At 64.0% G+C, this 12855-nt stretch carries 12 protein-coding genes and 1 pseudogene; 2 read left to right on the plus strand and 11 right to left on the minus strand.

The window, feature by feature from the left end; all coding sequences use genetic code 11:
• Positions 1-277: 277 nt before the first annotated feature.
• The 6 genes from BCCGELA001_RS32190 to tolQ form a co-directional block, all read right to left on the minus strand.
• The gene (locus tag BCCGELA001_RS32190) at positions 278-1003 is read right to left on the minus strand and encodes an N-acyl amino acid synthase FeeM domain-containing protein (RefSeq protein ID WP_008546323.1); all 726 of its coding nucleotides are present in this window, start codon (positions 1001-1003) and stop codon (positions 278-280) included.
• Between the two features lie 157 nt (positions 1004-1160).
• Positions 1161-3491, minus strand: coding sequence for a putative bifunctional diguanylate cyclase/phosphodiesterase (locus BCCGELA001_RS32195; protein ID WP_060737114.1), 2331 nt, complete (start codon positions 3489-3491; stop codon positions 1161-1163).
• A gap of 239 nt (positions 3492-3730) precedes the next feature.
• Positions 3731-5074 carry a Tol-Pal system beta propeller repeat protein TolB gene (gene tolB, locus BCCGELA001_RS32200; protein WP_060737976.1) on the minus strand — a complete coding sequence of 448 codons (1344 nt, stop codon included), beginning with the start codon at positions 5072-5074 and terminating at the stop codon, positions 3731-3733.
• 41 nt (positions 5075-5115) lie between these two features.
• The gene (locus BCCGELA001_RS32205; protein ID WP_008546339.1) at positions 5116-6075 is read right to left on the minus strand and encodes a hypothetical protein; all 960 of its coding nucleotides are present in this window, start codon (positions 6073-6075) and stop codon (positions 5116-5118) included.
• Positions 6076-6078: 3 nt separating this feature from the next.
• Positions 6079-6528 carry a protein TolR gene (gene tolR, locus BCCGELA001_RS32210; RefSeq protein WP_008546340.1) on the minus strand — a complete coding sequence of 150 codons (450 nt, stop codon included), beginning with the start codon at positions 6526-6528 and terminating at the stop codon, positions 6079-6081.
• 43 nt (positions 6529-6571) lie between these two features.
• Positions 6572-7288 carry a protein TolQ gene (tolQ, locus tag BCCGELA001_RS32215; RefSeq protein ID WP_008546343.1) on the minus strand — a complete coding sequence of 239 codons (717 nt, stop codon included), beginning with the start codon at positions 7286-7288 and terminating at the stop codon, positions 6572-6574.
• A 379-nt stretch (positions 7289-7667) separates the two neighbouring features.
• On the opposite strand from tolQ, the pseudogene BCCGELA001_RS32220 reads away from it, so the two are divergent.
• Positions 7668-8185: pseudogene (locus BCCGELA001_RS32220) on the plus strand (DUF2231 domain-containing protein).
• Between the two features lie 7 nt (positions 8186-8192).
• Here BCCGELA001_RS32220 and BCCGELA001_RS32225 read toward each other — a convergent pair.
• Positions 8193-8960, minus strand: a complete 768-nt coding sequence (locus BCCGELA001_RS32225; protein WP_060737115.1) for a serine O-acetyltransferase — start codon at positions 8958-8960, stop codon at positions 8193-8195.
• A gap of 277 nt (positions 8961-9237) precedes the next feature.
• Here BCCGELA001_RS32225 and BCCGELA001_RS32230 point away from each other — a divergent pair, with 277 nt between their 5' ends.
• A complete protein-coding gene (locus BCCGELA001_RS32230) occupies positions 9238-10401 on the plus strand; it encodes an acyl-CoA desaturase (RefSeq protein ID WP_008546355.1) in 1164 nt (387 codons plus the stop codon).
• Positions 10402-10532: 131 nt separating this feature from the next.
• Here BCCGELA001_RS32230 and BCCGELA001_RS32235 read toward each other — a convergent pair whose 3' ends face one another.
• The 4 genes from BCCGELA001_RS32235 to BCCGELA001_RS32250 all read right to left on the minus strand — a co-directional run bounded on the left by BCCGELA001_RS32235 (position 10533) and on the right by BCCGELA001_RS32250 (position 12838).
• Positions 10533-11024 (minus strand): DUF2852 domain-containing protein, encoded by a 492-nt coding sequence (locus tag BCCGELA001_RS32235; protein WP_008546357.1) that lies wholly within the window; start codon positions 11022-11024, stop codon positions 10533-10535.
• A 121-nt stretch (positions 11025-11145) separates the two neighbouring features.
• Positions 11146-11886 (minus strand): TetR/AcrR family transcriptional regulator, encoded by a 741-nt coding sequence (locus BCCGELA001_RS32240; RefSeq protein ID WP_060737116.1) that lies wholly within the window; start codon positions 11884-11886, stop codon positions 11146-11148.
• A gap of 127 nt (positions 11887-12013) precedes the next feature.
• On the minus strand, positions 12014-12379 hold the full coding sequence (locus tag BCCGELA001_RS32245) for a YciI family protein (protein ID WP_008546370.1): 366 nt from the start codon (positions 12377-12379) through the stop codon (positions 12014-12016).
• Positions 12380-12433: 54 nt separating this feature from the next.
• A complete protein-coding gene (locus BCCGELA001_RS32250; RefSeq protein WP_008546372.1) occupies positions 12434-12838 on the minus strand; it encodes a YciI family protein in 405 nt (134 codons plus the stop codon).
• Between the last annotated feature and the right edge of the window lie 17 nt (positions 12839-12855).

The following is a 12855-nucleotide window of genomic DNA, read 5'->3' on the forward strand; positions in this document are numbered from 1 at the left end:
GGAGCCTCCACGCTCGCGTTAGTCCACTGCTGTCCGGTCTACAGGGGGTTGGTTAAGCGAACGTTCCGTCAACCTTGACGGAACCTTGCCTCAGCCGCTCAAATGCCCCCAACCAGCGAAAAGCAAACGCCATGGTTAATGGGTTGTAAATGTGGCGCGAGGGTGAAGGCAAGTCGCACGGCCGGCAAAAACCCCTGCGTTTGCTGGAATTTTGGGCCGGTGTTGTCTGCGTCCCCGGCCGCACGGGCCGGTTGGAGGCAAAATTGCGGGCCGACCTTCAGGCCTGCGCCGTGCTCGCGACGAGCACCGGGCGCGGCACGGCAGCGCGCACGTTCCCCCGGTCGAACAGCATGCGCCGCTCGAAGGCGCTCGAGCGCATGATCGGGAAGCGGGTCAGGACCCGCTCGCGGAGGCTGCGGAAATCGGAAGCCATCAAGGCGACCGGCTTCAGCACGTTCGGGAACGAACGCGGCTCCGTGATCGCCTCGTGCAGGAAGACCCGGCGGTAGAACGCCTGATGCTCCGCCCGGACCTGCGCCAGCCCGGTGTCCGCGTTGAAATGGTCGCAAGCCAGATAGGCAAGGCGCAGGGTGACGTAGGGCAGCTCCGGAAACCGCCGGGCCTGCTCCGGATCGGCAACGAAGCGCGCCGGATCGACGAAAACCTCGCCGCGGTCGAGACGGGGGTGAAGCACGTCGCCGAACAACTCGGTCGCATAGGACATGCGCTGGTCCGACGTCAGGATGTGCAGGCGGACGGAGCTGCAGAGTTCGCCATCGACGTGAATCCCGAACGTCCAGGCGTTCGGCGCATCGTCATAGCGGTCGCTGACGCGACGGGACTCCGCCGGCAGGATCAATCCGCCGTGCAGATAAGCGCGATAGCGCATTTGATAGAGGCGGTCTTTATCTTCCGGAGTTTCGATGAGCCTGTAGTCGACCCGATCAAAAATCCCTGCCCCCCGCATCAACAGCGGAGCGCGCGGCTCGGCCCGGGATTCCATCTGATACTCCACTCGTCCAGCAACTTCCGCGAGTTTAAAACATTAACGCCTCCTTAACCGAATTGCAAAGGCTTGAATCGATTACGGTTAACCCCCCGTACGACTACGGTGGCGCTGTAACGCGCAGAAAACGACGGGAAATCTCGAGGCTTGAGAATCAGGCGAACGAGCGTGAGGAGAGCGCAACGACCTGACCGTCTTGCAGCCGACGACCATGCGAGGCGTTGAGCAATTGGCGCACGCGCACCGCCGGCACCGGCCGGCTGAACAGATAGCCCTGTCCCTCGGTCACCGTGCCGTCCGCACTGATCAGTTCGAGCTGCTCATTGGTCTCGATGCCCTCGACCACGACGGACATGCCGAGATCCGCCGACAGCCGTGCCACGCCGCGCAGCAGCGTCAGCGGCCGGTCGGTGTCGATGCCCTCCAGGAAGGAGCGATCGATCTTCACCTTCTGCATCGGGAAATTATGCAGATAGCTGAGGCTGGAATAGCCGGTCCCGAAATCGTCGAGCGAGATGCGCACGCCGAGCGCATGCAATTGCGACAGGATGTCGTGCGTGAGCTGGGTGTTGCGCAGCAGCGAGGATTCCGTGATCTCGATCTCCAGGCGGTGGGCCGGAAGCCCCGAGACCTCGAGCGCGTAGCGGATCTCGCTCAGCACGTCGCGCTGATGGAATTGCTGCGGCGAGAAATTCACGGCGACGCTGACGCCCTCCGGCCACTTCATGCATTCCATGCAGGCGCGGCGCAGGATCCAGCGGCCGAGATCGACGATCAGGCCCATGTCTTCGGCGACCGGGATGATGTCGACCGGCGAGACAGTGCCGCGCACCGGATGATTCCAGCGCAGCAGCGCCTCGCAGGTGGTGATCTTGCCGGACCTCAAATTGACCAGCGGCTGATAGAAAAGCTCGAACTCCTCGTTGGCGAGCGCCTTGCGCAGGTCGAGCTCGAGGATGCGGCGGGCTTCGACGGTCGCCGCCATCTCGTCGCGGAAGAAGCAGAAGGTGCCGCGGCCGTCGGCCTTGGCGCGATACAGCGCCATGTCGGCGTTCTTGAGCAGCGTGTCGGCGCTGGTGCCATCCGGCGAGGTCAGCGCGATGCCGACGCTGGCGCCGATCTCGACCAGATGGTTGTCGATGCGATAGCGCTCGCTCAGCCGCTCGACGATGCGGCGGGCAAGGCTGGCGGCATCCTCGGGCGAGGACAGGTTCTGCTGGAACACGACGAACTCGTCGCCGCCAAAACGGGCGACGAAATCCTCCGGGCGCAGCATCTCGCGCAGGCGGTTGGCGACCGCGCACAGGAGCTGGTCGCCGCAGGGATGACCGAGCGTGTCGTTGACCTGCTTGAACTGATCGAGATCGATGAACAGCAGCGCGGAGAGCCGCTCGGCGTGGTGCGCGCTCGCCAGCAGCCGCTCGATCTCGTCGCGGAAGCTGACGCGGTTGGGCAGCGCCGTGAGCTCGTCGTAGCGAGCCAGATGGCTGATCTTCGCCTCGGCACTCTTGCGCTCGGTGATGTCCTCGAGCAGGAGGACAGCACCTCCGTCCGTCATGGGCTGAATGGTCCATGACAGCGTACGCCCGCGTGCGAGGTCGGGATCCGTCGTCACGATCTCCCTGTTGCGGAGCTCGCGGATGCCCTGCAGGATCAGATCACCGCTGTCCTTCGAGATGGATTGGGCATCGACGCAAGCCGCGATGATGCGCGACGCACTGGCGCCGCTCTTCACGAGATCGTCGGGCAGGCTCATCATCTCGCCGAAACGGTAGTTCATGACCGCGAGCTGGCCGTCGACGTGGAACATGCACAGGCCGTGCGGCATGTTGTTCAATGCGGTGTCGAATTGGCCGGCCAGCGCCGCTTCGCGCTCGCGCGCGGCCAGTGCGCGCATGAATATCCGGTGCAGATTGGCCGAGATGCCCATCAGCGAGAACAGGAAAGCCGCGCTGACGATCGACATCGCGACGTAGAACGGCGTGCCGCGCAGCGCGAGGGCAATGACGATCGGAACGAAGACGAGGCTGACCTGGAGTTGAAAGATCCATTGCCGGCCATAGGCTCTGCCGGCGCCCCCTGCCGCGATTCCGGTGGTGACGGACAGCGCGATCATATGGGCCACGGCATCGTCGCTGGCCAACAGGGTCGTCGAGCACCACGTCCCGATCGCAGCCGCCTGGATCATCGCGCCGATCTGGTAACGCTTCTGCCAGCGCGTTGCCCCTTCGGCCGTCAGCGCCGACTTGCGCTTCTGGTACAGATGCAGGTCGAACGCGCGGATGATGCCCGCGAAGACGAGACATCCGACGCAGGCCCAGATCAGGGGCTCTCCCGTCTTCAACGCAGTCAGCGCCGCGCCGATCGAGACGAATACGAGGCCGGCCAGCAGCGGACGGGGAGCCTCGAACAGCGAATCGATCAGCGCCGCCGAAATCTTCGGCGATGCCTGCTCAGGTTCTTCGCTCTGGCTTGCGAACTGCATTTGTGTTTGTACGCGCGTCCTGTCGGGCGCATACTTTTACTCAGGCCTGATGAAGCCTTTCTGAGTGAACATCGTTAAAGTCGAGTTGTTTTTCGGCAATGACGAACCCGTTTCCGCTTAGATTTCAAGCAACTAGGCAAGCCTTGCCGGGCGCAAGGTGAAGAAAGGCTTGCCTTGCGCAGCGAACCCGAAAAAATCGGCACGTTTTTTCGACAACATCGCGCGTCTGAACGCGTGAATTATTGGCCTGCGGTCGAGGACAATAGCGGCGACCAGGCCGGGTCGGAGGCGAAGCCCGGCGTCGGCACCTTGAGCTCGTTGCGACCGGAGATGTCGACGCTGTACAGCGACGGCCCGCCATTGCCACCGGGATCGCGGAAGAACATCAGCACGCGGCCGTTCGGCGAGAAGGTCGGCCCCTCGTTGTGGAAGCCCGAGGTGAGCAGCCGCTCGCCGGAGCCGTCCGGCTTCATGACGCCGATCGCGAACTGCCCACCGCCCTGCCTGGTGAAGGCGATGTAGTCGCCCTTCGGCGACCACACCGGCGTCGAATAGCTGGCATTGGTGTCGTCCTTGGAGAAGGAGATCCGCTGCGCCTGCCCGCCGCCTGCGGCCATCACGTAGATCTGCGACCTGCCGCCGCGATCGGATTCGAAACAGATGCGGGCGCCGTCCGGCGAATAGGACGGCGACGTGTCGATCGCAGGCGTGTCGGTGAGACGCGTGGTCGAGCGCGAGCGCAGATCCATCACGAACAGGTTGGAGTTGCCGCCCTGCTGCAGGCTCATGATGACGCGCTGGCCGTCCGGCGAGAAGCGCGGCGCGAAAGTCATGCCGGGGAAGTTGCCGACGATCTCGCGCTGGCCGGTCTCGATGTTGAAGAGATAGACCTTCGGATCGCCCTGGCCGAACTCCATATAGGTGATCTCTTGCGAGTTCGGCGAGAAGCGCGGCGTCAGCACGAGATCGGAGCCGCGGGTGAGGTAACGCACATTGGCACCGTCCTGGTCCATCATCGCGAGCCGCTTGACTCGGCGCTCCTTCGGCCCGGTCTCGTCCACGAACACCACGCGGCTGTCGAAATAGCCCTTCTCGCCGGTCATCCGCTCGTAGATCTGGTCGGAGATGATGTGGGCGATGCGGCGCCAATATTCCGGCGAGGTGAAGTATTGCTGTCCGGTGAGCTGCTGGCCGGAGACCACATCCCACAGGCGGAATTCGGCCTTGAGCCGGCCATCCGGCTGCCGCGTCATACGGCCGGTGACGAGGGCCTGCGCGTTGATGGTCTTCCAGTTCTGGAATTGCGGCGCGACGTCCATGTTGTTGATGCGCTCGATGAACGCAGCCTGGTCGATCGGCGCGAAAAGACCCGAACGCTTCAAATTGTTGGTGATGACCTGCGTGACGCCGTTGCCGACGTCGCCGTCGGACGGAGTGCCCGGGAGGAAGTTGGTGATCGCGATCGGGATCGGCTGGAATGCCGTGGGATCGATGCGGAGGCGAGGCTCCTGGCCAAAGGCGCGTCCGCTCCCCAGCATCGCGAGGGTCGACCCGGTAAGGGTCATGAAACGGCGGCGGTTCATCGAACGGGCATCATTCATTGCAAAATTCTTTTGTTCGGATGTCACAACATATCTTTCAGACCGAAAGTCATCGGAATGAGCTTCCAGCTCTCGTACTGCTGCTTTGGCATGAACGAGTAGACCTGACACTGCACGATGGCGCGCTTGGCGCTCTCCGCCACGGCCTGGGCGATCGACCGCGACGGTCCCCTCACCGCCACCACGATCGGCTCGGACGCCAGCGATCCGTCGATCTTCATGGGAATGTCGATGTCGGCTTCGTACTGGTCAGCATCCTGCCCGTTATAGGTCGGCGTGAAGCAGTGCTTGACCGCGTTTTGGAACGCACCGCGCCAGGTCGCGACGTTATTCGCGGCTGTCCCCGTCGCCGCCCCCAGCGAGGCCGACGCATTCAGTGCCGAACCCGTCTGCTCGTGCCGGGTCGCGGCGCGCTTGTCGAGATCGCGCTGGATCTGGGCGGGATCGAAGGCGCGCTCCTTGGGTTTGGGCTGCTGCTGCGGCTGAACCGCCGCGACCTTCTGCTCCACCGGCTTGGGCGGCGGCTTCTTGGTGTCCAGCTTCTTCTGCAGCTCGGCGATCGGATCTTCCTTGGCCGGATCAGGCTTCTTTTCCTGCGGCTTCGGCTCTTCCTTTGGCTTGGCTTCGGCCACCGGCTTGGGCGGCTCGGGCTTCTTCTCCACCGGCTTCTCGACGGGCTTTGGCGGCGGCTCCGGCTGCGAGTTGGTCTTGATCAGCTCTTTCTTCTCCGTGACCTTGCCGACGGCGTCTTCCTCCGGCTTGGGCTCGGCGATCTTCTCGACCTTGGGCTTCAGTTCTTCCTTCTTGCCGGTCTTCTGTCCCGCCATCATCTTGGCAAGCTGATCGGTGGAGATGATGTCGACAGGGAGCGACTCTTCCGGCGCCACATAAGCCTTGCTGCTGAAGGTGACGAGGCCCCATCCCAGCACGAGGACATGGAGCACAATCGACGCAACGAGTGTCTTGTCGACGTTCACCTTCACGGCTTACCCCTGATCCGCTTCTGTAACGAGGGCAAGCTTCTTGAATCCTGCGCCGGACAACTGGCCCATCACCTTGGCCACCGTGCCGTAATCCGCCTTCTTGTCGGCGCGCAAATAGATGCGCTCCTCGAGCCCGCCGCGCGCGTCCGTGATCGCCTTCAGTTTCGGCACGAGGTCGTTGATGGCGATTTCGGCATCGTTGATGAACACTTTGCCCTTGATGTCGACCGAGAGCTGGATCGGCTTCTGGTCGCTGTTTTCGATGCTCTTGGCCTGGGTCTGCGGCAGGTCGAGCGGCACACCGACCGTGAGCATCGGCGCCGACACCATGAAGATGATGAGCAGCACCAGCATCACGTCGACCATCGGCGTGACATTGATTTCGGCCACGACGGGCTTGCGCCGGCCGCGACGTCCGCCGCCTCCGGATGAACTTGCGACGTTCATGCCCATGGTCTGGTGCCCAAATTGCCCCTCACACTATACATGCCGTCCGTCAGCCACGCTCATCGATCTGACGGGACAGGATGGCTGAAAATTCATCGGCGAAACCCTCGAGCCGCTGGGCCTGCCGGTTCACCTCGGAGGTGAACTTATTGTAGAAAATAGTGGCAGGAATGGCGGCGATAAGGCCGACGGCGGTCGCAAACAGCGCCTCCGCGATACCGGGGGCCACCACCGCCAAAGAGGTATTTTTCGACGCCGCGATTGACTGGAAGCTCGACATGATGCCCCAGACCGTGCCGAACAGGCCGACGAAGGGGCCGGCGGAGCCGACGGTGGCGAGCACCAGCAGGCGGCGTTCCAACCGCTCGACCTCGCGTGCGATCGAAACGTTCATCACCTTGTCGATGCGCATCTGAAGCCCCGCGACGGAGCGGGCATGGCTCTCGAACGAACGCTTCCATTCGCGCATGGCCGCAACGAAGCAGGCCGCCATGGAATGCGTCGGCTTGGCCGAAAGCGTCCGATAGAGTTCCTCGATCGACTCGCCGGACCAGAAGGCCTGCTCGAAGCGGTCCATCGAGCGCCGCGTGCGCGCATAAAGGAAGATCTTGTCGATGGCGATGGCCCAGACCCACACCGAGCAGGCCAGCAGTCCCAGCATCACCGCTTTCACGATCCAGTGAGCCTGCCAGAACAGCGCAATCAGCGACACGTCGGCGGAGGCAGCAACCGGAAGGGCTGACTGAGCCAATTCGGCCGGATTCATAAGCAGTATCCTCTCAAGGCGATCGTTACCTAATGTCCGTCGGCCAACAAATGGGCCGGTGTTCCCCAACAGCCGCGCTAGAACCCGCGCGGCCGGCAAGCCTGCTCAAAGCCTTGTCTTTCTGGGGTGCAGGGCTCGTCCAAAGCCGGCCGCCTGCATTCCCCGCCAAGATGTCAAAACTATGGGCCTCGACACGACTTCGGGCGTGACTGTCCGCAATTACCAGAGCCCGGCGTTGGTTAATGCGGGGTTACCGGCGGCGAATTTGGCTGCGGGAAAAGGAGGCGGCCGAAGGGGATGCGGCGGCCCCCGTCGCCGTAGGAACCGGCCCACCCGCAGAAAATTGTCCCGGAAATTCCCTTTTTGGCGAGGTTTTGCCATGAGCATCAACCCCAAGACGACCGCCGCGATCGGCGATCATCCCCTGCATCCCATGCTGATTCCATTCCCCATCGCATGCCTGGTCGGCGCCCCCATCGCCGATCTCGCCTTCATCGGAACGGCGACGGTTTCTGGGCAAGAGCCGCAATCTGGCTGATCGGCGCCGGTATCGTCATGGCGCTCGTCGCTGCCGCGGCGGGCTTCATCGATTTCTTCAGCGAGCCCCGCATCCGCAGCCTGGAGGACGCCTGGTATCACATGGTCGGCAATCTCGCGGCGGTCGTGCTGGCGCTGGTCAATTTCTATCTCCGCTACGCGCAAGGCGCTGAAGCCGCCGTAAAACCATGGGGCGTGGTGCTGTCGCTGATCGTCGTCGGCGTCCTCTTGTTCACGGGATGGAAGGGCTGGGAGATGGTGTACCGGCATCATGTTGCAGTGCTGGACGCACCCGGCCAGACCAGCTCGGAGCCGGTCAATCCGCATCATGGCGGCGAGAGCCACCGCCGCGCCGCCTGAGCGCGCATCAAGCTGCCGAAGCGGGGGCGGGGCAATTGGTGAGCCGCGCGGGATTGCCGATTGCGGTGCAGCCGCTGGGCACGTCACGGGTCACGACCGTCCCGGCGCCGATCTTGGCGAAATCGCCGACATCGATGTCGCCGAGGATGGTCGCGCCGGAGCCGATGAACACGCCGCGACCGATGCGCGGCGAGCGCATCGGCAGGTCGCCATGGCGCCCGATGCTGACGTTCTGAAGAATGGTGGCCTCGTCGCCGACAACGACATTGGCACCGATCACGATGCCGGTGGCGTGGTCGAGATACACCGACGATCCAAGGCTCGCGGCCGGATGAATGCTGACCTGCAAAACGTTCGACGCCTCGTTCTGCAACAGCAGCGCCGCGTCGTGCTGGTCATGACGCCATAGCCAGTGCGAGACGCGCCAGGCTTGCAGCGCGACGTAGCCCTTGAAATGGAGCAGCGGCGGCAGCAGGCCGGCGACGGCGGGTTCATGCAGCGCGATGGCGCGCAGATCGCGGCCGGCCGCTTCGACCAGATTTGGCTGGCCGCGAAAGGCATCGCGCGAAAACGTCGTGAAGCGCTCGCGTTCGGCCGCGCTGCTGCCGAGCCGGCGCCCGATCAGATCGGCCAAGGCGGAGGTAAAATCGTCATGGGCAAGGATGGCGCCAGCAACAGCCTTGCCGAAGATTGGGTCCGCCGCTGCCGCGCGCTGCGCCTCGCCGCGGATTTCCTGCCAGAGGGTCTCGCTCGCCATGATCGCAGTCTCTGCCATCTTCGCCGCCTGCGGTGTTTTGACGCTTGCTTCTCGCCGTTGAATATAGGACGCAGGCCGCCTGCGCGCCAATTGGCGTCAGCAACACACGCGGTTGCCTGCGCCATGCTCCCCGTGAGGCTACGAGCTTGCTTGCCAGAGAGCCGTGACCATATAGTCGGTCGGTCCTTCAACCGAAGCCCGCGGTGGTCCGCCATCCGCGGGTTTTTCGTACCCGGCCGCGGCCAAGCTGCCCGATACAATTCCGCATCCACGTCATCCAAGGTCACGCTCAAATATGTCGCCTAACGCCTCCGCCGACGACCACCACGACGACATCATGTACCCGTCCGCCATACCGTTCCTGCTGGTCCATCTCGGCTGCTTGGCGGCGATCTGGTCCGGCGTCACCTGGCAGGCGGTCGCGATCTGCATCGCACTCTATTGCGCGCGGATGTTCGGTATCGGCGCCGGCTACCACCGCTATTTCTCGCATCGGGCATTTGCGACCGGCCGGGTGTTTCAGTTCATCCTGGCCTGCCTCGCGCAAAGCAGCGCGCAGAAGAGCGTGTTGTGGTGGGCGGCCAAGCATCGCCACCATCACCTGCATTCCGACACCGAGAACGACGTGCATTCACCGCGTCACCGCGGCTTCCTCTACAGCCATCTCGGCTGGATCTTCGACCGGCAGCACGACACCACCGACCTCGTGAAGGTCGGCGATCTCGCCGTCTATCCCGAGTTGATGTGGCTGCACCGGCTGGAGCTGCTGCCGGCCTTCGTGCTGGCAGGACTCTGCTTCCTGGTCGCAGGATGGTCGGGTCTGGTCGTCGGCTTCCTCTGGAGCACGGTGCTGGTCTATCACGCCACCTTCTGCATCAATTCGCTCGCCCATGTGCATGGACGCAAGCGCTACGTGACGGGCGATGATTCCCGCAACAACTGGCTGCTGGCGTTGTTCACGCTGGGTGAAGGCTGGCACAACAATCACCACGCCTACCAGAGCAGCGTGCGACAAGGCTTTCGCTGGTGGGAAGTCGACGTGACCTACTACATCCTGACGGTCCTGTCGTGGATCGGCGTCGTCTGGAACATGAAGGCGCCGCCCGAACAGGTGCTGCGCAACGAGCAGCCGCTCGGCGCGCGCGTCATCCAGCGGGCCGCCCGCGAGCTCGCCGGACGGTTCGATGCGCAGACCCTGGCGCATGCGATCTCGTCGGCGCGGCGCCGGGCCGATCTCGCGCAGCTGCAGCTGCCGTCGCTGCACGACATCCTCAACCGCGCACATGAAGGTGTCGACGCGCTGACGCATCTGCATCTGCCGAAGATTCCGACCCGCGAGGAGTTTCTGGCGGAGGCCAAGGCGATGTTCGCGCGCACGCGATCGCTCAACGAGATCGTCGACCACGCCTACGAGCATTTCCTCTCGTCGGTTCGCGCGCAGCTGGCGGCGACGGCCTGAAATCGTCGCGGCTGCCCCCGACGCCCCCAAAACCAGACCGCCCGCCTGCGGGTTGCGCAGGCGGGCGGCTCGGGGCCATCAGGACTTTGGGGGCATGCGCCTGAAGGCTTTGAGAGGTGCGAACCTTCAGATCAACCCTGCGGCTGGTCGTTCGGCGGCGGGGTCGGACGCGTCTTGTGCTGCGCCATGAACTGGTCGAACTCTTCCTTGTCCTTGGCGTGACGCAGACGGTCGAGGAAGTTCTTGAACTCGACCTGCTCCTCCTCGAGCCGGCGCAGCGTCTCAGAGCGATATTCGTCGAAGGCGCGGTTGCCGGAGGACGGCGGGCCGAAGCCAAAGCCGAAGCCGCGGCGCTCCATGCGGTCGCGCATGCGATCCATCTTGTACTGCATCCGCTCCATCTTGTTCTGCCAGCGATCCTGGTTGCTCCAGCACGACATTCTTCTGCTCCCGAGTGTGAAAAAGAGAAGGGCAAGTCCGATCGGCCACCAGATGATGAAGCCGAGAATGGTCACGGCAATCCAGCCGGGATGCCAGGGCGTATCGAGCATGCGAGGACGCTCGTACTGTTGGTATTGGTCCGAAGGGCCGCGCCATCGATTGACATCAGCGGTGTAGGCCATTTCCCATCTCCATCACGGCACCAGCGCCGTTGTGAATGTAAATAACATTTACATAGCTAGACGATCCCGCGATTTTGTCAAGCTGGGCGCCAGACACGGCCGCGTGATTATTTGCGCAATCTTATTTCGGCTTGCCCCAGGGGCCGCCGGGCGGCAGGCCCGAACCGGAGGACGCCTCCGGTGGCACGGGCGGCGGCTCGGCGCCCTTGCCCGCGGGACGACGCTCGGTCGGGAAGCCGAGGCCGCGCAGATAGATCAGCACCTCGGCTTCCAGCAGCTCGTCCGGCGACATCGGCAGCTTCCGTCGCGCAGCATCGCCGCGGGAAAACAGCGAGGCCACGCCGTGCGCCATCGACCAGATGTGCAAGGCCATCATCATCGCCGGCGGCCGCGGCGTGCCCGGCGGCGTCAGGGCCGCGAGCCGCTCGGCTGCGGCGCGAATGATGTTGAATGCGCGCTCGCTGGCGGCCTGAAGCGCAGGATTAGCGTCCACCGGCACGCCCGATTCGAACATCGCGCTGTAGAAGGCCGGCTCCTCGCGGGCGAAGGCCAGATAGGCCTTGCCGACGCGCTCGAACGCGGTGACCGTATCGGGACGCCCGTCGTCCCAGACCGCAGCCAGACGCGCCTCGAACTGCTCGAAGCCGCGCTGGGCGATCGAGGACAACAGCTCGTCGCGGTCGCGGAAATGCCGGTAGGGCGCCGCCGCGCTGACGCCGGCCATGCGCGCGGCATCGGCAAAGGTGAAGCCCGCCGCGCCTTTCTCGGCGATCAGGCCGAGAGCGGCCTGCAACAGGGCCTCCTTCAGATTGCCGTGGTGATAGCCGCGCTCGGCGCGGCGCTGCTCCTTGCGCCAGCTCATGTGAACGACCTTTACATGAGCTTGGCGTGAAGGTCACTAGCGGCGATGAGGCGTGACTGGCCCGTAGATCCACGGGTCGCGCCGGGCCCGATGCCTCGGCATCGAGCCCGGCTGCAAACTGGCGAAGCTACATCTGCGGAATCGGCAGCACGGGCATGACCTCGATCGCCTCGCCCGGAAAGATCGCAAAATGCGGATGGTTCTCGAACAGCTTTGCAGCTTCCTCCTGCGAGGCCGCGCGCACCACCGTGAAGCCGGTCAGCGCATTGCTGATCTCGGTGATGCCGCTTCCGTCGATCCTGCGGGTCTTGCCGAGCGGGCCGCCCATCTCGACGATGACGGCCTGGTGCTTCTCGACCCAGCCGTGCCAGGCGGCCATGCCCTCCTGCTCCTTTGCCTTCCGTTCAGCCTCGGGCAGCGCACGCCAAGCCGCCATTTTCGCTCCGCTCATGCTGCCGAGATAGACGGCGAGGAATTTGTGTTCGGTGCTCATCGGTCTCTCCCTTGTTGATCTCTTGACGACAACCGCGGAATTCTCCGCGGCCGGCTACTTCCTCAGATCGTCCAATCCGGCTGCGGCCTGCTGCACGTCGGGCGGAAAGTCGCTCATTTCCTGCACCTGCCGGATTTCGACGATTTCGTTCGGCGAGGCCGGGCACTTCTTCGCCCAGGCGATCGCCTCGGCGCGCGAGGCGACCTCGATCATCCAGTAGCCGCCCAGGACTTCCTTGGCCTCCGCGAAGGGGCCGTCGGTGACGACGGGCTCGCCGGTTGCGAACGAGACGCGCGCGCCCATGGAGGGCGGGTGCAGGCCGTCGAGCGTGATCAGCACGCCGGCATCCTTCAGCGCCTCGTTGTAGCGCATCATCGCTGCGACACGCTCGGGATCGAGTTGAACGTCCGGCGGCGCGCTCTCGTAGCCGAGCGGGATCATCAGCATCATGAATCGCATGGGTGGTGTCCTGGGTT

It is taken from the genome of Bradyrhizobium sp. CCGE-LA001, from assembly GCF_000296215.2.
GTDB lineage: Bacteria > Pseudomonadota > Alphaproteobacteria > Rhizobiales > Xanthobacteraceae > Bradyrhizobium.

What these genes read in the sequence shown, in the direction of transcription:
- BCCGELA001_RS32190 (WP_008546323.1), bottom strand. Translation starts at nt 1,003, where the DNA reads ATGGAATCCCGGGCCGAGCCGCGCGCTCCGCTGTTGATGCGGGGGGCA.
- BCCGELA001_RS32195 (WP_060737114.1), bottom strand. Translation starts at nt 3,491, where the DNA reads ATGCAGTTCGCAAGCCAGAGCGAAGAACCTGAGCAGGCATCGCCGAAG.
- tolB (WP_060737976.1), bottom strand. Translation starts at nt 5,074, where the DNA reads ATGAACCGCCGCCGTTTCATGACCCTTACCGGGTCGACCCTCGCGATG.
- tolR (WP_008546340.1), bottom strand. Translation starts at nt 6,528, where the DNA reads ATGGGCATGAACGTCGCAAGTTCATCCGGAGGCGGCGGACGTCGCGGC.
- tolQ (WP_008546343.1), bottom strand. Translation starts at nt 7,288, where the DNA reads ATGAATCCGGCCGAATTGGCTCAGTCAGCCCTTCCGGTTGCTGCCTCC.
- BCCGELA001_RS32225 (WP_060737115.1), bottom strand. Translation starts at nt 8,960, where the DNA reads ATGGCAGAGACTGCGATCATGGCGAGCGAGACCCTCTGGCAGGAAATC.
- BCCGELA001_RS32230 (WP_008546355.1), top strand. Translation starts at nt 9,238, where the DNA reads ATGTCGCCTAACGCCTCCGCCGACGACCACCACGACGACATCATGTAC.
- BCCGELA001_RS32235 (WP_008546357.1), bottom strand. Translation starts at nt 11,024, where the DNA reads ATGGCCTACACCGCTGATGTCAATCGATGGCGCGGCCCTTCGGACCAA.
- BCCGELA001_RS32240 (WP_060737116.1), bottom strand. Translation starts at nt 11,886, where the DNA reads ATGAGCTGGCGCAAGGAGCAGCGCCGCGCCGAGCGCGGCTATCACCAC.
- BCCGELA001_RS32245 (WP_008546370.1), bottom strand. Translation starts at nt 12,379, where the DNA reads ATGAGCACCGAACACAAATTCCTCGCCGTCTATCTCGGCAGCATGAGC.
- BCCGELA001_RS32250 (WP_008546372.1), bottom strand. Translation starts at nt 12,838, where the DNA reads ATGCGATTCATGATGCTGATGATCCCGCTCGGCTACGAGAGCGCGCCG.